Origin of the sequence: Psychrobacter sp. KFRI-CH2-11 (genome assembly GCF_038239325.1) — a bacterium.
GTDB classification, from domain to species: Bacteria; Pseudomonadota; Gammaproteobacteria; order Pseudomonadales; family Moraxellaceae; genus Psychrobacter; species Psychrobacter celer.
This window is the reverse complement of record NZ_CP151283.1, coordinates 1,384,706-1,407,141: the sequence shown is the minus strand read 5'-3', so window position 1 is coordinate 1,407,141 and position 22,436 is coordinate 1,384,706. Positions and strand designations below refer to the sequence as shown.

General features: G+C 47.5%; 17 protein-coding genes and 1 pseudogene. 12 read left to right on the top strand and 6 right to left on the bottom strand.

The genetic code is table 11. The features are described from left to right. Positions 1-421: 421 nt before the first annotated feature. From tolQ to AADH33_RS05865, 4 genes are all read left to right on the top strand, one after another. Positions 422-1,162, top strand: a complete 741-nt coding sequence (gene tolQ, locus AADH33_RS05880; protein WP_348549867.1) for a protein TolQ — start codon at positions 422-424, stop codon at positions 1,160-1,162. Between the two features lie 4 nt (positions 1,163-1,166). Continuing rightward, entirely contained in the window at positions 1,167-1,625 is a 459-nt protein-coding gene (tolR, locus tag AADH33_RS05875; protein WP_348549866.1) for a protein TolR, read from the top strand. Positions 1,626-1,703: 78 nt separating this feature from the next. Then, positions 1,704-2,702, top strand: coding sequence for a TonB C-terminal domain-containing protein (locus AADH33_RS05870; protein WP_227526439.1), 999 nt, complete (start codon positions 1,704-1,706; stop codon positions 2,700-2,702). A gap of 113 nt (positions 2,703-2,815) precedes the next feature. Then, positions 2,816-4,153 carry a translocation protein TolB gene (locus AADH33_RS05865; protein WP_348549865.1) on the top strand — a complete coding sequence of 446 codons (1,338 nt, stop codon included), beginning with the start codon at positions 2,816-2,818 and terminating at the stop codon, positions 4,151-4,153. 279 nt (positions 4,154-4,432) lie between these two features. Here the strand turns inward: AADH33_RS05865 and AADH33_RS05860 are convergent, their stop codons facing one another. From AADH33_RS05860 to AADH33_RS05850, 3 genes are all read right to left on the bottom strand, one after another. Next, a complete protein-coding gene (locus AADH33_RS05860; protein ID WP_075102399.1) occupies positions 4,433-5,086 on the bottom strand; it encodes a c-type cytochrome in 654 nt (217 codons plus the stop codon). Positions 5,087-5,116: 30 nt separating this feature from the next. Next, entirely contained in the window at positions 5,117-6,718 is a 1,602-nt protein-coding gene (locus tag AADH33_RS05855) for a flavin monoamine oxidase family protein (protein WP_100749476.1), read from the bottom strand. 241 nt (positions 6,719-6,959) lie between these two features. After that, a complete protein-coding gene (locus AADH33_RS05850) occupies positions 6,960-8,414 on the bottom strand; it encodes a cytochrome c (protein WP_348549864.1) in 1,455 nt (484 codons plus the stop codon). A 709-nt stretch (positions 8,415-9,123) separates the two neighbouring features. Here AADH33_RS05850 and AADH33_RS05845 point away from each other — a divergent pair. Beyond that, the gene (locus AADH33_RS05845) at positions 9,124-9,258 is read left to right on the top strand and encodes a hypothetical protein (protein WP_348549863.1); all 135 of its coding nucleotides are present in this window, start codon (positions 9,124-9,126) and stop codon (positions 9,256-9,258) included. Between the two features lie 291 nt (positions 9,259-9,549). Here AADH33_RS05845 and AADH33_RS05840 read toward each other — a convergent pair whose 3' ends face one another. The 3 genes from AADH33_RS05840 to AADH33_RS05830 form a co-directional block, all read right to left on the bottom strand. Then, positions 9,550-10,167 (bottom strand): flavodoxin family protein, encoded by a 618-nt coding sequence (locus tag AADH33_RS05840; protein WP_207969991.1) that lies wholly within the window; start codon positions 10,165-10,167, stop codon positions 9,550-9,552. Positions 10,168-10,251: 84 nt separating this feature from the next. Beyond that, complete coding sequence (locus AADH33_RS05835; protein ID WP_348549862.1) at positions 10,252-11,208, bottom strand: polyphenol oxidase family protein; 957 nt, start codon at positions 11,206-11,208, stop codon at positions 10,252-10,254. A gap of 60 nt (positions 11,209-11,268) precedes the next feature. Then, positions 11,269-12,468: an RluA family pseudouridine synthase gene (locus AADH33_RS05830; RefSeq protein WP_348549861.1), complete on the bottom strand. Its 1,200-nt coding sequence runs from the start codon at positions 12,466-12,468 to the stop codon at positions 11,269-11,271. A 762-nt stretch (positions 12,469-13,230) separates the two neighbouring features. Here AADH33_RS05830 and AADH33_RS05825 point away from each other — a divergent pair. The 7 genes and pseudogenes from AADH33_RS05825 (at position 13,231) to AADH33_RS05795 (ending at position 22,341) form a co-directional block, all read left to right on the top strand. Next, the gene (locus AADH33_RS05825; protein ID WP_348549860.1) at positions 13,231-14,400 is read left to right on the top strand and encodes an outer membrane protein assembly factor BamD; all 1,170 of its coding nucleotides are present in this window, start codon (positions 13,231-13,233) and stop codon (positions 14,398-14,400) included. A gap of 155 nt (positions 14,401-14,555) precedes the next feature. Continuing rightward, the gene (locus tag AADH33_RS05820; RefSeq protein ID WP_348549859.1) at positions 14,556-16,703 is read left to right on the top strand and encodes a DNA primase; all 2,148 of its coding nucleotides are present in this window, start codon (positions 14,556-14,558) and stop codon (positions 16,701-16,703) included. Positions 16,704-17,348: 645 nt separating this feature from the next. Further along, positions 17,349-19,271 carry an RNA polymerase sigma factor RpoD gene (rpoD, locus tag AADH33_RS05815; protein WP_207970000.1) on the top strand — a complete coding sequence of 641 codons (1,923 nt, stop codon included), beginning with the start codon at positions 17,349-17,351 and terminating at the stop codon, positions 19,269-19,271. 210 nt (positions 19,272-19,481) lie between these two features. Beyond that, on the top strand, positions 19,482-19,922 hold the full coding sequence (locus AADH33_RS05810) for a transposase family protein (protein WP_348549858.1): 441 nt from the start codon (positions 19,482-19,484) through the stop codon (positions 19,920-19,922). An 8-nt stretch (positions 19,923-19,930) separates the two neighbouring features. Beyond that, positions 19,931-20,314, top strand: a pseudogene (locus AADH33_RS05805) (transposase family protein); the annotation flags it as partial. 202 nt (positions 20,315-20,516) lie between these two features. Further along, a complete protein-coding gene (locus tag AADH33_RS05800) occupies positions 20,517-21,764 on the top strand; it encodes a multidrug effflux MFS transporter (protein WP_348549857.1) in 1,248 nt (415 codons plus the stop codon). Beyond that, a complete protein-coding gene (locus tag AADH33_RS05795) occupies positions 21,751-22,341 on the top strand; it encodes a TetR/AcrR family transcriptional regulator (protein ID WP_348549856.1) in 591 nt (196 codons plus the stop codon). Before AADH33_RS05800 ends, AADH33_RS05795 begins: the two co-directional genes overlap by 14 nt. The last annotated feature ends 95 nt before the right edge of the window (positions 22,342-22,436 follow it).

The following is a 22,436-nucleotide window of genomic DNA, read 5'->3' as shown; positions in this document are numbered from 1 at the left end:
TCGCGCCCAGCTTGCTAAGGTATGGTCTTATTTAAACATCAAAATATATAAATAGACCGTATCTTAGAGAAAGAACAAATTTATTGGTGCCTAAAATAAATATGACGTCAGCAAATAGATTGCGACGTCATTATCAAAACGGCAACGGTAACAAAGTGCAACATTTTAGAGAAATTGGCGTACAAATTCAATCATTACCCGTGCCTGATAAGTGCAAACAGCCGTTTTCGCTTTATTTATGACTTTTTTGTGGTTTAGGTCATGTGATAAGTCATCAAATCAATCGCAAATAACAACGTATCATTTGTACCGGTTTTATTTACCGTTTAACACTTTAATAAATGACCTTTTTTTCATTTCACAGTACACTACACTAGGACGTGTCCTACCAGTTGTTATTCATCACTCATGAGTCAAATACATGCCTGAATCATTAAACATTATCGACCTTATTACCCAAGCCAGTTTGCTGGTACAAATCGTCATGGCGTTGTTGTTATTGGCCTCGCTACTTAGCTGGGTGATTATTTTTCGTATGAGTGCACGGCTGGGTACTGCCAAAAACTTCGACCAACAATTTGAGACATGGTTTTGGTCGGGTGAAGACTTGGCCAAGCTCTATCAAGGCGTACAAGGCTCCCCTGATCGGCAAGGGCTTGAGCAGATTTTTTATGTTGGGTTTTCTGAATATTTAAGAATGCATAAAAAACGCCAGCCCAAAGACGATATCATCGATGGTGTGGAGCGTAAACTACGTGTCGGGTTGGGTCGTCAGCAGTTGTTACTAGAGTCAGGACTGACCACGCTTGCCAGTATTGGCTCAGTGGCGCCTTATATTGGACTGTTTGGGACGGTTTGGGGCATTATGAATGCGTTTTTGGGGCTATCACAAACTGAACAAGCCACTCTCGCTGCGGTCGCTCCTGGGATTGCCGAAGCACTGATCGCCACTGCTATGGGTTTGTTTGCTGCGATCCCTGCTGTACTGGCCTACAACCATTTCACCGCCAAGTCTGGCCGTCTGTATGAGTCGCGCGCGCTGTTTTGTGATGAAATGACTGGTATGCTCCAGCGTGAGACCAGCGCTGAGCGCAGCACAAACCGCGAAAACAACCCAAGCTCAGAGGTACCATCGAGTGCCAGTCAGGTGCAAGGACGCTAAGTATATGAGACACAGCCCCTATCGCCGTGAAAAAAAACCCCTAAATGCAGAGATGAATGTCGTTCCTTATATCGACGTCATGCTGGTACTACTGGTGATATTTATGGTGACCGCGCCGCTGCTCATCACTGGTGTCGATGTGGATCTGCCCAAAGAGCAGACCAACACCATGAGCCAAAGTCAGCTACCAGTCATTGTGTCTCTAACGGCGAGCGGCGAGCTATTTATCAGCTATGAAAACAACATTGACATGCCGATTAGTGAGCCTGAGCTGATCCATACGCTGTCCAATCTTCAAACACAAAACAGCAATACTGGCAAGCCACCGGTACAAGTGATGATCAATGCCGATCAAAACAATCAGTATGGCGCTATCATGACATTGATGGCCAGCCTACAACAAGCAGGGATCGAAAAAGTCGGACTACTCACTGGTGCGCCTTTACCGACCCCATCGCTGTGATTGTCTCGCTATTTGTGCTAATACAGTGCCAAGCAATGATACAGCAAACCATAGCAAACAATCTGATATACCACGCTCATGAGTAATCACACCATGCATAATGCCCCTGTCGTTTATGTGCCCACCGAGCCTGAAGGCAACGGGCTCACCTTACCTATGCTGCTGAGCTTGCTCGCACATGGGCTGGTGCTGGGCATCTTGATATACGCGTATCAACATACCGATGTAGAGACAGCAGGTAGTATCGAGACGGTCATGGTCTCGCCAGAGCAGCTCGCTGAGATGCAAGGACAGATATTGGCCAACCGAGCTGCCGCTGCAGAGGCCATGCAAACCGACAGTAGTACAAACGGTATATCCAGCACCTTGCCCCCTCAGACATTTGATAGCGGCTCTACCAGCCAAAGCACTGACCAACCGAATGCGCAGCGAGCACCTGTATTCACACGCTCTGACGATCCTGCGAGTGCACCAATTCTCATGAGTGAGACGCAGCACCAACGTCTGCTTGAACAAAATCAAGAATATGAACGCCGTATGGCAGAGTGGGCAGCCAAGCTTGATGAAGCCGTATTAGAAGAACACGAAGCAGTTGAACAAGATAAAAAAAAGCAGCTGATAGAGGAACAAAGGCGGCTGGATGAGTTTCATCAAAAACAAAACAACCCACCCAAGATTACTCGTCCTACACCTACCGACCGAAACCTAAAAATTGATACTAGTGGTTCTGGTAGCGCAGGTAAAACCTTTGACTTATCAGAAGGTCAATCAACGGCTGATAGCAAGCCTGCTAGTACCCGTAGTAGCGCTTCGGCTTCTGCGGATGATTTTAAGAACAGCATAGCCGCTAAAATTCAGAGAAATTTAAAAGCACCGCTTGAAACCCAAGGTATTACTGCTAAAGTAGCTTTAAGATTAGATAATCAAGGTAACGTATTATCCGCCAAAGCTACTGGCGCTAATAGCGCTGTTAATGATGCTGCAGAAAAAGCCGCTTTTGCCGCAAGCCCCCTACCTATTGATTTGACTAACCCTGCCAGCTTTGCGGCTTTAACTATCAACGTTATGGTTCAATAGATTAAGGTAAAAAGTATTTGAGGGCTAGTGTCAAAGAGGGCGACATTAGAGCTTTCTGACATTTATCTCATACCGCCGATTATTTTAAAATTTTTAACTTAGGGTATTCACCTATGAAACCATTATCTTTAAAGCTACCAACCTCAAAGATCACCACCTTCTCCGCGTTAAACCTCGCTTCGGCTTCGCTATTGGTTACGCCATTGCTGTTTGCTCCTTTATATTCTGCTACTGCTGCGCCTATGGAGATCGATGTCACGGTGGTTGCGCCAAGACAACAAAACCAAGTCGCGTTTGTACCCTTTGCAGGAGACTCGGTACTATCGCCGATTATTCTCAATGACTTGAGCAAAACAGAGCTAAAAGTCACCAGCAAAGACTTGCCGCAGCAGCCGCATAGTAGCAGCGAGCTGGCAGGCAGCTTGCCGGTCTGGCAAAGCATGGGTATTCCTTATCTGGTGGTGGGCAGCACTCGCAGCAATCGCGGTAAAGTCATCACAGAGTATGAGGTCATCGATGTCAAATCAGGTCGGGTGCTACAAGGCAAGCAAAGCCTCAGCGCTGACAACAACAAAGACAGCATGCGCTATGCCGGTCACGTCATCGCTGATAAGGTGTATGAGCTGATTACTGGTACGCCAGGCGACTTCTCAGGACGCATCGCCTATATCGAAGAAGTAGGCACCGGCAAACAAAAAGTCTCACGCCTAAAAGTGATGGATGCCGATGGCGAAAACGCCAAGACCATCACCGAAGTGGCAGGCTCTATCTTCTCGCCTGCTTGGTCGCCTGATGGCAACCGCATTGCCTATGCTATCCAACGCGACCAGTCTTATCCGGTGATTTATATCCAAAACGTGAGTGGCGGCGGTGCCAGCGCACTTACTCCATTTAAAGGCAGCAATCTTAGCCCGTCGTTTTCGCCCGATGGTAGCAAGATACTGTTTTCTAGCAGCTTTGAAGGTAGCGCGCATATCTATGAGATGAGTACCAGCGGCAGCCAGCCCAAAAGACTGACCAACTGGCCAAGCAGCGAAGTACAGCCAAGCTACGCCCCAGATGGCAAATCGTTTGTGTTTGTCAGTGACCGTGCAGGCTTTAATAAGCCGCAGATTTATCGCTATGAGTTTGGCTCAGGACGCACGACCAAAGTCTCAAACAGTAGCTATGCTACCAGTCCGCAGTTCAGTCATGATGGCACGCAGATCGCCTTTTTGAGTGGGCGAGCCGCAGCGGTGATGAATAGCAATGGCGCGGTGACAGCCAATTTAGGCAATACGGGTATTGATGAAGCGCCAAGCTTTTCGCCAAATGGCAAGCGCGTGGTATATGCCGCTACCCAAGGTGGCAAAGGAGTGCTAATCATCAAGTCCCTAAACGGCGGCGAGTCCTTTGGCAAGTCTGGTCAAGGCGTGATACGCTCGCCCGTTTGGTCAGCCAGCCCGCAATAGACTCTCATATCATCAATCCGCTATAAAAACGATACAGCGAGATGAAACGTTTTTTGCGCAGCCTCTGTCGGCGTAGGCACAGCACGCAAGAAAAACAACGTTTCATTGAGCGTCTCGATAGCCATGTATCTGATTTATTTGGATTCGACCATAATAAACCACAGCACATACAGAACGGTTAGGAGCTAGAGCACAAGTACGCAGCAACTTTATCTTGGCGACCACAGCACCCACAAAAAACGCCTGATAGTTAATCAGGCGTTTTTTTATGCCAGCGAGCTACTCGCTTGGATCATAGCCTGGTGGATTGGCGTGTCTTAATTTGGCAACATCGGCGGCGGTCACCGTATCGGTAAACCCATTGAGATCGCTGACCACATATTGCGTGACAGCAGCCATTTGCTCATCGTCCATCATCATATGAAAAGACGGCATACCGCGAAAGCCATTAATCAAGATATCGATAATATAATATTTTGACTGCATCTTGCTGTTGTTCGCCAGCGGCGGGTAATATCCTGCCCCGTACGCGCCTTGACCTTCGTGCATATGACAGCCTGCACAGGAATCGTGGTATAGCTTTTTGCCATCGGTGGTGACAAAAGCATTGGTGCCCTCAAACTTTGCCTCCCATTTACTAAGGCTGGCATCTTGCGTCATACTTGGCAACGAGCTGTCATCGACGACGTTGATCTGCGGGGCTTTTAGCTCGTCGCGACTCATATAGACACCGCCCCAACTGCCCGTATTGCGGCTGGCTTGATAATCTGGAGCAAGATCAGCTTCTTGTACACTAGCCACCGTCTCCACATCATCTGCTTGCTGGCTACAGCCCATTACCACCGCGCCACTCATCACACTCAGCAACATCACAGGCAGCATTTTTGATGTTGTATTCTCCCTGATTGTTTTTTTTACGATTGCATTGTCCATGATAGCCTCTGAATTTTATTGTTATCAATATTAACCAAGCATTTTTGCTTTTTTATGCAGGCGATTGGCGGCGTCTATGCCAGATAAAATAGCGCCTTCTTGCCATGCTGGGATATGAGAGCAATGCTCGCCAGTTAGGACGATACGATTGTCTATGCTGCACAGCGTATCGTAGTGCTGTTTGCGGCTAGATTCGCTCCAGATACCATAACAGCCCAAAGTCCACGGAATGCGATGCCAGACCACTGATGTCCCAGCACGAAACTCTTTGGGATACTGTGGGTGGATGTACTTACCATAAGCCAGTGCGACGTTGATGCGCTCCTGCGGCGTTAGGGTATTAAACTTATAGGAAGTAGCGCCAAAGCCATACGCCCCTAATAAAACGCCTGTGCCATCCTTAAACATATCCTCAGAAGGATAAGCGATTTGGGTAATTGGCATATTGGTATAGGTTAAGCCGCCATAGATCCACTCATCCTCTTCCCAAAAACGGCGCTTAAATTCTAGGCCGACTTTATAAGAAGTATCATAAGGCACCGCCGCCATCGCCTGCTTCATAGGCTTTGAGACATTGATATCAAGCTGGGTCAAAACGGTCAGAGGAATATTACAGACACACCAGTCCGCCCGTACCGTCTTCACCGCCCCTTCTGGGTTGTTGCTATCTACATAGCTGACTGTCACGCCCGTCTCATCTTGGTGAATCTTAGTAACCTTGGCATTAAATTCGATCATATCGCGGCACTCACGCGTAAAGGCGTCGCCTATCTTACCCATGCCACCTACTGGCTGAAACATCGTGGGCTGATGCGCATACGTCATATGATTGCTATAAATATCAGACCACATGCCTGAGTCTAGTATCTCACTCATCGGTAATGGTTTTGAGGGTGTCTCTGTCGGCATAAGTCCACCGCCTGGCAAGACGCTATAGCCGCGGTGCTTGCTGGTCGCATTGCTCGCGCGATAACGATAGTCTTTGTCCAGCACGCCCCAACCTTTTAAGCCTTCTAGTAGCTTTTCTTTATCTTCGGTATTGACTGAGCGATCCAGGCCGCCGACGTTGACCACCTTGGACATCAGCTCTGCGATATTGCCTTGAATATCGTTTTTGACATCCCCTAGACGCTGAGGGACACCGCCGAAGTGATTGGTCCGATGCAAATAAGCTCGATCATTGGTTTGGATAAACGGCTGCATTTCTACGCCAAATTTTTTGCAGTAATGAAACACTGCATAATGATGGCTCGGTAATCGCCAAGGCCCACCATTAAAATAATTACCTTCTTCAAAGTCGCATGTCACTTCCGCACCGCCAAGCTCGGTATATCTATCTCCGCTATTTAGTGTCCAGCTACGCCCGCCACCGCGGTTTTGAAACTCCAAAACCTTGACATTATAGCCTGCCTGACGCAGCTCATAAGCGGCCGTCAGACCACCCAAACCTGCCCCAAGGACGATAATACTAGCGCCTGGAGGTGCCCCTTCAAGTTCCATGGACTCTTGAAATGTCGACTCAGAGGCAAACCCTAGCGTGGTCATCGCCTGATACATCGCCGTTGCTCCGGCTGTTTTACCGATCATGGAAAGCAATTGGCGCCGTGTTGGGGATTGGAGCATGTCTTTCATAATTATATCCTTAAAGTTGGTGCATGACGGTCCGCTTATGGTTTTTTTGCTCTGTGTGGCACCGCCAGTTTGAGTATTGATAGGCTGTTTTCCTACGAAGCTATCAGCTTGGTAGCAGACTGATGGTTCTGCTATAAGATACTCAGCGTGTGCGCGGCCGTCTGCCCTATTATTATTTGTGATTGGTTTTGCTAAATAGTCTAGCGTCACTTAGCAACATCCATGACAAAAGACAGCAAGGTTACGGATGGCGTCTTTTGCGCATGATGGCTCGTATTATGAATATGATGAGCAAAATCGCCACAATGATGCCAATAATCGCCAGCAAACCTGCGTATTTTATTAAAAACGGCTGCTCATTCCCGGCCGACGCAATACGTTCGACATCAGCAGCACTGACGTCGCTGTCTGTCAGTCCGCCGAAGTTTACGCGCACATAATTGGCGATACTAGCAACCTGCTCACTATCAAGCTGGTCGGCAAACCCAGGCATAATCGGTGAGGTATTGGTGCTGCCGACTACCCCATGCAAGATGATATTGACAAGCGCGTCAGGGTTATCACGGCGAATACTGCTCAGACCAACGATAGGAGAATACTGAGCATCCGGTTGACCATAGCCATTGATACCATGGCAGCTGCCACATGTCACTAGGTACAAAGACTCAGGCGAATTACTGCTATTGCCCGCATCTGCTTTGGCCTGAGCCAGATAGTCTTTTTGTGCCAAAAGATCATGAGTGATCGAGTCATTGATGGGGGTTGGCAAGCGTGCCACATCGACAGCTGATACTTTGTCATCTGTCTGCACCGCTGGGATGGCTTTTAGATAAGAGGCGATCGCGCTTAAATCTTCGTGTGTGAGGTACTGCGTACTATGAGCCACGGCCTCGCCCATCGGACCGCCAGCATACGCTCGCTGATCCAGCTCCCCTGTCCGTAGATAGGTGATGATATCCTGCTCACTCCAACTCCCGATACCGCTTGACTCATCAGGGGTGATATTGGGTGCATACCAATGCCCGAGCTGGGCACCAGATAGGTATTTTTCTTTATCAAACCCCATGGTACTGTTACGCGGCGTATGACAAGTACCGCAATGCTCGAGATTATTTACCAAATACTCACCGCGCTGCTGCGTTGGGCTCAGGCCTTCACGGTTTTCGGTCGATGGCACGTTTAAGAAGTTCCAGCCCAACATTAGGGCGCGGATATTAAAGGGAAACGGCAAATCAGTCTTTTGTTTGGGCGCCTCATCGACAGCGGGCACCGTTTGCAAATACGCAAATAGTGCCTTGATGTCTTCATCCTTCATACCATGATAAGAGGGATATGGCATAGCAGGATAAAGCATATGCGTAGGAGCACGGCCTTTTTGCAAAGCATTTTTTAGGTCTTTTTCGGTATAATCACCGATGCCATAACGTTTTGAGGGGGTGATATTGGTAGAGTAAATATCTCCCATGGGAGTCTCTATGGCGGTCCCGCCTGTATAGTCCTCGCCGTGACAGGCCATACAGTCAGCCGCCCGTGCGATATAAGCGCCGCGATTGACCAGCTCGCTATTGGCGGGGCTGACATTGGGCAAGCTGGCATTTGGTAGGGTGGCGCGGGCAACGTTACTGCCTTGCGCCATGACGGTACCAGAGGTCATACCGATGACGAGCATCGACAACATCATAGACAGTGGCTTCATAATATCCTCTTATAGCTGGCATCTAGTTTTAATGATTTAATATTTTTAATTCACTAAGATGTTTTCATTATTGTTATCTTTTAATATTGGCTTCCTGACGTATCTTAAAAATCCATTTCTCCAGCATATGACTTATCAAATAATTTTTGACCAGATAATACATCTGCGTTGACCATCACTTATTTAGCACTGTATATCTTCTTTAAAGCAGCAGATAACACACTCATGGCCAGTATATTGCGCTTAGTTGTTATCTTTTACTGACTAATATCTTTTACTGATTAATATCTGGTCTAAATCAGCGTTATAAATGGTTACTCGATACTCTCTACTCCCTTACTAATGTAAAGCTATTTTTCTACTATTGCTTGCGTAGTAACTTATTACCTCCATTTTTTTACAAAAGTTAAAAAACAACCTGCGCCAACTCGCTGTATTTTTAAATAATATATAAAAGAATATTTTATAAAACAGTTTAGAAATATAACAATCAAAAACAATAGCTTATCTTAAACATTCATTTTTATATTTTATTAAAACGCGCCATAATCTTGTATAATGCTAAAAAACTGGCGTTATTTTTTACTTTGTCCTGCCTTTACTGTACATAATAGATACATTGCTGGATGCTGTATCCCCTATCAGACCTGTTATACAGTGATATCGCTTGCTTGTTTGTCGCAGGCAGGGCTCTTTTTGAGATTTTATTATGAAGTCACTATTTGCTTTATTGAGCACGACGATGCTGCTATCAGGCTGCCAGTCGTTTCAGTTTGTCGAAAGTCCTATTCCTGTCGCCTCTGCGACTACCACTCTGCACGCTCACGTTCATGAGGCCAAATAAAAATCTCTATAGTCGATTGAGTATAAAACCAAAAAAAGCAGACAACTTTGGCTGTCTGCTTTTTGGGTACTATTTAAGTTCAGAGAGATTATTTTAAGAGAGAATAGTCACTGATGCTCGAACCATCCTCAAACCGATATAATCAGCTTAAAAAAATATTGTTAGAAATGTAGGATGCGCCGCCTCCGTGGGTGCAGCACGCACATAAAACTTATACCAGTAGCGCCCTGTCACCTTTAGAGTAAATCGACTGTATGATATAAATAGCCGTATGATATGGCAAAGCTGATATTAGGGTCTACTATCGGCTGGCTGATGTTTGATAATGGTCTTAGCCAAATGATTGCCAAACCAAATCGCGGTATCGATATCGCCGGGTCCTGGCGTCGTTTCAGGCGGCCCATCAAGCGACTGGGTCATCAAGCCCAAAAAGCTCGACAAACGGTTGAGGTCTGTCGCTTCGTGGCCCGTTGGCATCAGCGGTAAGCCAATCCAGTTCATACCATGCTGCATCGCATACAAGGATATCTGCTGTAAGACTGCGAGCTTATCCCCGCTTAAACCGCCCGAGTTGGCAAAAGCGGCAGCCCACTTGCCTTCCCATTTTCGGTGGTACCAGCGCTTTGAGGTCTCGTCCATAAAGGTTTTGAACTCAGCGGTGACACTGCCCATATAGACCGCACTGCCAAATACCAACAAATCTGCCTGATCAACAAACGCCCAATCGATGTCGTGCACATCAATCGCGCGTGCCTGATCGGCGGGCAACTGAGTACGCGCACCTTGTACGATCGCTTCTGCGACGCGCTTGGTATGACCATAGTTACTATGATAAATAACCGCCATCGTTACGTTAGGCAGGCTTTGGGGAGCGGCAGATGGTGCGGAGTCTTTGGTTGATGTGTTCATACAAACTCTATAATGATAAATAAACAAATAAAAAAACGAAAATAAATAAAGGCCAAATCAGTGATCAATCAAACAGCGTATCGTCTATGACATCTCGCCGCCCGTATGGCTCACAGCGCCACGCACGATAATCAGTGCCATCCGCCCAGTCGCAGGCTGCTGCAAGTGGGTTTGCCGACGATAGGAGTAATAGTGCGAATCGGCATAGCTGCAGCTAATCGGCGCTTTGTTTGCTAGGTTCACGCCCGCATGGCTGAGCTGGTCGGCGGCTATCTTAGGCAAATCTAGTGTGATCTTATCTTTACAGGCAGCAGAATCGGTGGTTTGATGCGCCGCTGACGTGGCCACATACAACTGATCAAAACGCTCCGTACCGCTTAGGGTCTGCACAGGTAATGCCTGACTGTCTCGGCATCCTGCCAGCAGCTTGTCTCGCACGCGGCTGTCTACTTCGTAGTTGGCTTGGCTGATACACACCCCTATCCACGCCTGGATTTCTCCTGCCTGCGTAAAGCGCTCCACCGCCGCTGGAATGACACCGCCCGCCAACCCTTGCCAACCAGCATGAATCGCGGCAATCCGACCACTGGCGGGTTGGTACAGTACCACAGGCACACAGTCAGCAGTCATGATAGCCAGCCCTAACCCTGCTTGTTGACTGACCATGGCGTCCGCTGCCGCGGGCTGCATACTTAGCGGACAAGCATCGACATCATAAATATGCTTACCATGAACCTGATCGACCCAATGCAAACGCTTGATATAGCGGCCTTGGGCGCGGTCAGTCGCTAAAGCGTCAACTGGCCTGAGCTGCTCGTTGATGGCCGCCAATACGTGCATGCGGTTGCCTAGTACTTTAGCTGCCTGATCATTGACATGCAGGCCTAAATTCAGCGCACCGTAGTTTGCCTGAGCGGTTGATTGCTGGCTTTGATATAAATCACTGCTAATATCCGTATCTGTTTCAAGACAAGCGGCCGTTTGAAAGACCACCACATCATCAATGTGTGCCAGCACTGTCATTGGCAGGTTTTTTGTCATAGCAGCCTCCTGTCTTTTAGCACGCGTTAACGATAGCACGAGTTAACGATAGTATGACGGTTACTCGTCATCGTAACCATCACTTAATACCGAAATAAGCGTTTGCACGTCTTCTGGCAGCGGGGTGGTGACTTCGATGTCCTCGCCTGTGGTCGGATGGACGAACCCTAACGCATAAGCGTGCAACGCCTGACGCGGAAAGCTGCTAATCGCTTGACGCTGGGCATCGCTTAAACCTGCGCGTAATTGACGACGCCCGCCATAGACACGGTCACCAACTATCGGATAAGTAATATGGCTCAAATGTACACGTATTTGGTGGGTACGGCCCGTCTCCAGACCGACGTCTAATAGACAGTAGTTTTCATTCAGCGGGGTCACCTCTAACAAATGAGTGACCGCCTCACGCCCTGCTGTCATTACAGTCATTTTTGTACGCTGGTTACGGTGGCGACCGATTGGCGCATCGATACGGCGATGACGTAGCAGGCTTGCCGCATCTCCTGCGACCACACACTGATAATGACGATAGACAGACTTGTCTTTTAACTGTTCCATCAAGGCCATTTGGGCAGGTTTGGTTTTTCCTATCAGTAGTAGCCCTGAGGTGTCTTTATCGATACGGTGCACCAGACCTGCACGCGGCAGATGGTGCTGCTGCGGATAATGATAAAGTAACGCATTGACCAAGGTGCCCGTCTGATTGCCCGCGCCAGGGTGGACAACCATACCGACAGGCTTGTCAATCACCAGCACATCATCGTCTTCGTAGACGACATCGATGGCGATATTCTCCGGTTGATCTTCGCTGTGCTGCTGCAAAGTCGTGGACAGATGCAGCACATCTCCAGCTTTGACACGTACTTTGGGTTTTTGGACTTGGCCATTGTGTAGCAGGCTACCATCACTGATCCAGCCTTGTAACTGCACTCGCGAAAAATCCGTAAAGACTTGCGAAGCCAGCTTATCAATACGCAGACCAGCCTCATCTTCTGTGACAGTATGGGTCACATTCACCACAGCTTTGTCAGCGGCTGGCGCATCATCATCCTCACTATCATCAATGACATCACCTTCGTCGCTGTCATCGCCCTCTTCATACGCGAATATCTCGCTATCTTCGGGCGCTACCTCCTCTGCTGCTACACTATCATGTAGCGGCTCATTGGGTGTCATCTGCGTGTCATCAGTTGGCTTACTATCATTCAAAACATCATTTGGCATCGGGTTTGGTGACTCTTGCGCTGTTGAATCAGTCATGAGCGAGTGATTCGATATTGGATGGGTGGAAGGGTTTGTCATAGCATCATTATTCATCATATGGTCATACCGCTGAGATAGGCCGATAAGTCGATTTTGTCAGGCGGTCTTTATCTGCTTTCTTTATTTACGGTGGACATACTTTGGCTCAGATATCCTGATAAAACCCTATATTAACTGCTTGTTACAGACTATCGTTCGTTCAAAATAATATGTCATTTTTAAAGTGTATCGACTATCACCAAAGCACTGCCCTCACAAAAAAAAGCAAAAACAATATCATCATAGTGTATCATGCTCAGCGCCTAAGCCCTATAGATGCAGTACAGTATCTGTCAGATTTTGCGCCTCATAGGTCAGTCAGCAATATCGCTTAACTCTCTGAAATATAACATGGCTGTAATTTACTGTATATTTGTCATCGTCAGGGGTATTGCTTATCGCTCGCTAAGGCCGCTCATGCTAAACTGCAAAAATCATCGAGGGTCTGCTATATTGTCAGTGTCAAGCAGGCGCAGCACAAGCACGCAGCCACCAAAACATGGCATGTATGGTGATGGGCATAAAGATAAACCATAGACGAAGCACAAGTTATTATATAAAGTAAGCCATATTTTGCTGTATGCTATGGGGCTGTCTTTTGATATTGGCATGCTCAATAACAGACCATGAGCCGGTGCCTAAGCATCGTTTTTTATTATTAACCTTTTATATAGCATGGTAGCGCCGCTACTATTATGCGTCCTGTGTCGGAGAAAAAGTATGCAAGCTGTTGGCAATACGTTTATCAAACTGTCCTCAATCACCCTACTGGCGCTGAGCGTAAACCTTGTGGGTTGTCAGACCTTTAAAAATCTGACTGGCGGCAAAGACGTCGACGCGGTAGAAACGGCAGAAAAATCCGAGCAAGCTTACTATAATGATGCGATTACCCAGATTGATAAAGGACGCTATACTCAAGCGATCGAAGATTTGACCAATTTGCGCACTTTTTATCCCACCGGTCAGTATGCAGAGCAAGCGCTGCTCGATATGATGTATGCCCAATACGAAAGCGGCAAATATGAGATGGCGGCGGCCAGTGCTGAGCAGTTTATTCGTCTATATCCTTCTAACCCACAGGTCAGTTACGCTTACTATGTGCGCGGCGTTGCCAATATGCAAGGCTCATCTGAGGGTCTTAAGCTGTTTAAGCTCAATCAAGCCGAACGTGATACGGCCTATTTCCGTCTGGCCTTTGCCAATTTTCAAGAGCTTATCAACAAATACCCAAACAGCCCATATACGCCAGATGCCGCGCAGCGCATGACGTTTATTTATAATCAATTTGCCGAAAGTGAGATGAGTGCAGCCAGCTGGTATATCGAGCGCGAAGCCTATGTGGCAGCAGCCAACCGTGCCAAATGGGTGTTTCAATACTATCCACTTAGCGAATCTATCCCAGAAGCCATCGCTGTCCTTGCGTATAGCTATGACAAGCTTGGCATGACGGACTTGGCAAGTGAGTATAAGACGCTGTTGCAGATCAACTACCCCACGTGGCTGACCCGTGATGGCCGCGTGAAGCTAAGCACCAAACGCGACCGTAGCTGGTTTAATAAGTTTACCTTTGGTCAGCTTGGACGCTCAGGCATGAAAGACACCTCGGTGGCAACAGGTGAGTACAATGGCGCAACCAAAACCCAAATAGTGCGCAATGCCCATCAGCTCAGATTGCCCGCGAACAACACAGCAAATACCAATACAGCGCCAAACAGCGCATCGACTAGCAGCGCGCCTACCCATGACCGCGGTATCAATATAGGTCTGGGCTTGCCTGAAGCTGAAACGGAGCGCGTGACCGATCAAGCCAGCACAGGCTCTACCGCCAGAGAAGCAAACGTCGATCCGCAAAACACCAACCCAGTACGCCGTACGACACCCGTAGAGTAGGCTGTTTTTTAGCCCACAGTCTTTGACATCATAAAATAAGGTCAACACATTGTTGGCCTTATTTTTCTGTTTTTGTATGATAGCCAGACGCGCATAAACGCATATAGACACATATATCCATCAAAACCACTGACCTATGGTAAACTGTTTTTTGTATGAGCATCCCTAACCATATCCTTGAGCAATTAAACAGCCAAGCTGACTTGATCAGCATCATTGGTCGTCATACCACGCTCAAACGTGCAGGTAATGAGTATAAAGGCTGCTGCCCCTTTCATGGCGAAAAATCGCCGTCGTTTTATGTCAATCCACAAAAAAACATCTATCACTGCTTTGGCTGTGGTGTCGGTGGCAATGCCATCAGTTTTTTGCGTGATTATGAAAGCCTTACCTTTATCGAGGCGGTCAATGAGCTATCCAAACAAACGGGCATTGAAGTCCCGCAAGAAGAACAGCGAAATGTGAGCTATCAGCGCACCAAGCAGCCGCCTACTACTAAATCAGCGGCGCGGCCAATTAGCAAGTCACAAGCTGACAACCCCTCGTCACCACATAGGTCTTTTGATAATCAAGAGCAAGCAAACCATACCCACTATGCCGAACAGCCCGACCAAGCTCGCCATGGCTATGACGATTATCCACCCTTAGCAGCCTATGACTTGGCCCCTTATGCAGCAGAGGACTATGGCTCAGACTACCCAAACGACGCCAGCTACCCGCCCGCTTGGCTAAGCGACTCAGATAGTGGCATGGGTTTTGATAGTGTCAACAGTATCAATGACGGGGCGCTTGACCAAGAAGGCAACTTGTACGACCTGCTCGAACAAATCCAGCAGTTTTATCAGCGCAATTTGACCACACATCCGCATGCCAAGCATTATTTTTTGTCACGCGGTATCACAGAAGATACATTTGAAACCTTTGGTCTTGGCTACGCGCCCTTTGGCTGGCAGCACCTTGAACATCAGTTCCCGCAGGACATCGAAGGCCTAAAAGCCCTAGGACTGGTGCGGCAGTCTGAGTCTGGCCGCGACTACGACCTACTACGTGATCGAGTGATTTTTCCGATTCGAGACAACCAAGGGCGCACCATCGGCTTTGGCGGTCGAGCGCTCGATGACGAGGTAAAACCCAAATACATCAACTCCTCAGACTCGCCTGTATTCCATAAGCAGCATGTGCTATATGGTTACTATGAGTCTCGCCAGCAGCGCGCCGACAGCTGGCTGGTGGTCGAAGGCTATATGGATGTCATAGCTCTCTACCAAGCTGGCATCTATGGCGCGGTGGCGTCCATGGGCACCGCCATTAATGAAAGCCAGATATCGCGATTACTAACGCTCAACCCGACCCTCACCTTGAGCTTCGATGGCGATAGCGCAGGACAAAAAGCGGCTTGGCGCACCCTTGAGGTAGCACTGCCAGTACTCAGTGACGACAAAGAGCTGCGCTTTTTGACCCTGCCCAATGGCCATGATCCTGATACCTTTATCAAGGCTCAGGGCAGCGATGCCATGCGCGAGCAAATCATAAACGCCATGCCATTGTCGCAGTATATTTTTGCCTATCTCAGTGAGCGCCACGATTTATCCTTGGCAGAAGGCAAAGCCAAGCTGATGTCGCAAGTACGCTCATTGACCGCGGCATTGCCCAAAGGCAGTAGCTTTCGTTACTTGCTAAACAACGATATTTACCAAAAGCTTGGCGGTAGACGCAACCAAAACAAAGACGCCAAAGATGCGCTGCTAGATTTTGATGGTGAGATGACCATCAGCCAGCAGTTGCAGCTGTGTTTTTTGTTTCAGCCGCGGGCATTGCTCGATGACCCAATAGAGTCGATTTGGCGACAGGCAGGTATTCATGATTTGCAGCTACCTGCCCATATCAGACAAAAAACCTCAGCCGATACCCTGCGGCCTTTAGCGTGGCAAGACTTGCAAGATAACGAATTGCTGGATATCGTCAGTACCATCACGCGCTGCTTAAAGTACTTGCCTGCAGATGTAAACGCGGCTGCTCATTTTGTCATGTCCAATGTCCAGCCTGACACGCAAGAAAACCTAAGCCGTAGCTGGAGCGGTTTTTATCGCGCCTTGACGGCTCGCAATATCTTAAGCCTCGATGGTCTCATTGAAGAGCTGGTCAGCCAGCTACTTGAGCGCAGCATGAAGAAAAAAATACAAGATTTGATAAAAAACCCTGACCATATCAAGCTGGCGATTGTCCGTAAGCAGACCCAACTGCTAAACGACTGGCTACGCGCGCAGCAAGCAGAGCAGTCAGCACAGATGACCACGGTCTAGGGTCGATTGATGTATGGGGGATGACAGCTTTGAAAATGTCATTTTTAAAAATAATGGCATTTAAAAATGCCTCTTTAAAATAATAATTAGACCTGCTAAAAACCGCTAGTTTTTATTAAAAAAGCACATCCCCTTTAAAAGCAAGGCCGCCGCCCCCACTACTAGTGATTATGCCAAATAGCCTGCGCACGACTTGATGAGCGGCTAAATAAAAAGACCGCAAATAATCGGTAAAAAACCGTTGGTCACCATCACTACCTCGTGCTTGATGACTGCGGTCTGTGGTAAACTGTGGCGCTGCGTATTGACAGCCTTGTTTGCTATCTGCTGATTGGCAGGTGTCTTTAGATAGATTTTAGGGCGCGTCCTCATTTTTTAGCCCATTTATGTGACTATCGACTGAATTGAGGGTACGTCCTAGTACCGATATTGCGTCTTGTTTTAGTACTTGATGTTTTTTGAGTTTTTAGCTGTTTTTAGCAAAATTATTGTAGTGTTTTGAGCCTTTATTCATATCCACTCATTTTTGATATTATTGACAACCTCTACGCCCTATTTTGATCATTCCATTGATAAGATCAACGCACCCCGTAAGCGATAGTGAGTCACAATATAAAAATGTCCGATGCAAGTAAGCGAGTATTTATGAACGATAAGTCAGTTTCTAAGTCCACATCTCAACTGGCCACCTTAATCCAAATGGGTAAAGAGCAGGGGTATCTAACCTATGCTGAGGTGAATGACCAACTGCCAGACTCTATTACCGAAAGCGATCAGATCGAAGATATTGTGCAAATGCTGACAGACGTTGGTATCAAAATCTTCGAATCTGCGCCTGATGCCGATGACATCTTGATGAACGATGATTCAAGTGATGATGACATGGCAGCAGACGAAGCAGCTGCTGTACTCGCCTCTGTTGAGACTGAGCCTGGTCGTACCACTGACCCTGTGCGTATGTATATGCGCGAGATGGGCACGGTCGATCTGTTGACCCGCGAAGGCGAGATTGCTATCGCCAAGCGTATCGAAGAAGGTATTCGCGACGTGCAGCATGCCATGGCTTACTGGCCGGGTACGGTGCAGTTCGTGCTTGACGAGTATCAAAAAGTCCAAGATGGCGAAAAGAAGCTCTCTGATGTCATCACAGGGTTTTTAGATCCTGAAACCGAAGAGGACAAAATCGCCGCGCAAGAAGCCAAAGACGCAGCAAAAGAAGAGCGCGAGCGCATCAAAGAAGAAAAAGAAAACCCGCCACCTATCAAAGCAAAAGCCAATGCTAAGCTGGCATTAGATGACGACGATGAAGAAGAGGAAGACGACGTCGAGGAAGAAGCGGAAGAAGAAACCAGCGGCCTTGATCCAGAAGAAGTCCGTCTGCGCCTAGAAGAGATCGAGCACTTATTTATCAAAGCCAAACAAGCCTTGCTTGATTATGGCCGTGGTAGTGTCGAAGCAGATGCTGCCTATGCGCTATTGGCTGAGCGTTTTATGATGCTCAAACTCAATAACCGCCTATCAGATCAAGTCATGGCCATCATGCACGATGTCTATGACGATGTGCGTAAGCTGGAGCGCCAAATCATGCGTTTGGTGATTCGCCGTGGTCGTATGCCGCGTGATGAGTTCCGTAAGACCTTCCCTAGCAACGAAACCAACGTCGATTGGCTCATTGAGCGTATCAAAGGTAAACCTGCGTTTGCCGGCACCCTAGAAAAAGTCGCTGACGATGTGATTTTATTGCAGCGCCGCATTCGTGACTACGAGCAGCAGCTCGACATGAAGATCCACGATATGAAAGACGTCGCCCGCCGTATGGCTGTCGGTGAAGCAAAAGCACGCCGCGCCAAAAAAGAGATGGTCGAGGCCAACCTGCGTCTGGTCATCTCTATCGCCAAAAAATACACCAACCGTGGTCTACAGTTCTTGGACTTAATTCAAGAAGGTAACATCGGTCTGATGAAAGCGGTCGATAAGTTTGAATATCGTCGTGGTTATAAGTTTTCGACCTATGCGACATGGTGGATTCGTCAGGCGATTACCCGCTCTATCGCTGACCAAGCGCGTACCATCCGTATCCCTGTGCACATGATTGAGACCATCAACAAGATAAACCGTGTCTCACGTCAGCTGCTACAGGAGATGGGACGCGAGCCGACGCCTGAGGAGCTAGGCGAACGCTTAGAGATGGACGAAGTCAAAGTCCGTAAAGTGCTCAAAATTGCCAAGGAACCGATCTCGATGGAGACGCCTATCGGTGATGACGAAGACTCGCACCTAGGTGACTTTATCGAAGATGGTACCATCTCAAGCCCTGTCGATGACGCAACGGCGGCTGGCCTACAAGAAGCCACGCGTGATGTATTGGGCAATCTCACCGAACGTGAAGCGCGCGTGTTAAAAATGCGCTTTGGTATCGATATGCCAACCGATCACACACTAGAGGAAGTCGGCAAGCAGTTCGATGTCACCCGTGAGCGTATCCGTCAGATCGAAGCAAAAGCCCTGCGTAAACTGCGCCACCCTTCGCGCTCTGAGCACTTGCGCTCTTTTTTAGAGAACGACTAAGTTATCAGGAATATACGGAGTCTAGCTAATAGGTCTCAAGTATTTGCTAACACTAAACTTGCTAACATAAAAAAGCTGAGTATATCTCAGCTTTTTTTGTGTCTACTCATTGTGTCGGTCTATGTATCGAGGCCGCTTATTCATTAGACCTCTTGCAAAAGTAGTTGTAAGACACAACGTATATTATTGAACTCTACTTACTTAATAGATATGCCAAACATAGATAAGCTACTCAAACAAAGTGACGCTGGTTTTAAACGCTACACTGGCATTCATAAAGCCACCTTTTATGACATGCTTGAGGCCATGCAAAAGCATGAAGCATCTAAGACCAAATCAGGTAGACCAAGTGTGCTCAGTCTTAAGGAGCAGATACTACTAGCCCTGACTTATTGGCGTGAATACCGCACGCTTTATCATATCAGTATGGACTTTGGTATTCATGAGTCTTCTGCTAGCCGTATCATTCGTAAAGTAGAAGACACACTGATTGACTCTGGTAAGTTTGAATTACCTAAAAAGCTGCCTAGTAGAGTCGATGACGACATCAATTGGTCAGTCGTCATTGTCGATGCTACCGAAACCCCTATTGAGCGTCCAAAAAAAACCAAAGAGACTACTACAGCGGTAAGAAAAAACAACACACCTTAAAAGCGCAGGTTATCGTTCATTGGCAAACTGGTTTGATACTTGATGTGCAAACCTGTGAAGGGTCAATCCACGATTTTAAGCTGTATAAAGATACTTGTCCTGATTGGTTACCTGAGAATACTAACTATCTAGCAGACAGTGGTTATCAAGGGTTAGCAAAGCTACATAACCAAACTTTCACACCATTTAAGAAACCTCGTGGTGGTCAATTGTTAGAGCTCTGCAAACAAGCCAACCACTATCTGGCAAAGTTTCGTATTGTGGTTGAGCACAAAATAGGCTTAATCAAGTTGTTTAAAATCGTGGCTCATAAATATCGCAACCGTCGTCAGCGCTATGATCTTAGAATGAAGCTGTTTGCTGGTATCATTAATTCCGAGCTTAATCTATGACTTTTGCAAGAGGTCTATTATGTCTACTTATTGATGAGTACCATACAGCTTTCATTGATTAATCAATAAACCGTCTTTGCATCTCATCATCTATCCTCTCAAAAGCATTTCATTCAAAAAATTATTGCCTTTATGTATTATTAAGCGTATAACTACCTACCGTTCGGTAGTTATACAATTTAATAGTGCATAGTACAATTTTATGAATCAGCAAACCCGTGTAAAACACATCAGTACCAAAACCGTCATCTCTCTTGCCATCATCGTGGCGCTCGGCCCAGCAGCGATTGATATGTACTTGGCCTCTATGCCAAACATGGCAAGAGATCTCCACACCTCCTACGCCACCACCCAAATCACTTTAACCGTCTTTCTCATCTTTATGGGCTTAGGGCAGTTGGTTTTTGGCCCTGTCTCTGACGCCATCGGGCGCATCACACCATTGTTTATAGGGCTGCTCGCATATATCGGCGCTTCTGTATGGGCGATGTGGTCGCACAGCATCGAGAGCCTAATTTTTGCCCGTATTCTGCAAGGTCTTGGCGCGTCGATGGCTATCGTGGTGGTGATGAGCATGGTGCGTGATCTCGTCGATGGGCCAAAAGCGGCGCAGATTTATGCAATATTAAATACCATTGTGGCGCTTGGCCCCATCGTGGCACCCGCCATCGGTGGTATCGTCGGCGCGCATCATGGCTGGCGCGGCGTGATGTTTATTTTGGCAGCATTGGGCCTGCTGGTGCTTATCAACACCCTCATCCAAATCAAAGAAACCTTACCAAAAGACCAGCGTATTCAGTTAAATATAAAAAATATCACCAGCATTTATGTCGGTATCTTAACAAACAAGACCTTTGTCTTTAATTTGTTTGCTCTATCTGCGGTGTATTTCTTTTTGTTTGCTTATATTGGCGGCTCTGCGTATGTCTACCAAACCGACTACGGCCTGAGCCTAGCGCAATTTGGCTTTGTCTTTGGTTTGACCAGCATCAGTCTGATTTTGGGCGCATCCTCTACCGCGTATTTGGTCAAAAAAACATCGTCATCGCATCTGGCCCTAATCGGCGCTGGGGTCATGATGCTCGGTAGTGCCGTCTGTATCGCAGCCTATTTACTATCGCTGGGTTTGATCGGTATTGTGACTGGTATTGCTTTAGGACTCTTCGGTCTTGGCGTACTAGAGGCGACATTGATGGCGATTGCGATGGACTCACAGCGTAGCGCTTTGGGGTCGAGTGCGGCTTTATTGGGCGCCATTCCTATGTTACTCTCATCGACTGCCACACCCATCGCTGGACAACTGGTCGAGAGTCATACGTTATATTGGTTGCTCTTGCTAGGGGCTATGGGACCGATTATTTTGGCATTGGTATATCTGGGCTTAAAGTCTCAAAAGCCACACACCACTGCCGCGACCCCATCATTAGAGGAGGCTTATGCAAAGCCATAAACCACGCTCAAGCGCAAAGCTGCGTATTATAGATGCCGCGTTTGCGCTTTTTTTTATGCATGGCTATGAGGGCGCGTCACTCAGTGACATTGCCAAGGCTGTGGGTATCCGCAAAGCCTCGATTTACACGCATTTTGCCAGCAAAGAAGCCATATTTTTAGAGTTACTACAAGACGCGCTCGAGTCAGAGTGCGCGTTTGTTAAGTCATGCTTTGCAGCAGATAGTAAGCCTTCCGCGCCTGGCGAGGCGTATTGCCACGCGTTTGAAGCGCGTTATGAAAACGCGATTACCCTGCGGTTTTTAATTCGCATGGCTTATGCGGCACCTGTGCACCTGACCGATAGCAGTGCAGCGACGTTTAATGTCTATATTGCCGCCTTGACTGAGCAAATACAGCAAGCGCTGCAGCCTTATCAGCTTGACTCTGCACAGCTAGCGCTGTATACCGATGCGTATCTGGGCGTCATCGACAGCTTGAGTGTGGAGCTACTGTATGCAGAAGGACTGTATGAGCGGCGTTTTAAAGCCATGCTCATGCTTTATCGCACTGCTATTGCACAGCTGACAAAAAAATAGATTTTTAAATGTAGGTCACTTTTATATATGGTTATTTGAGCATCACTTGCTAATGGTAGCTATTCTCGCCTATCATAGAGCGGATTTACTTTAAA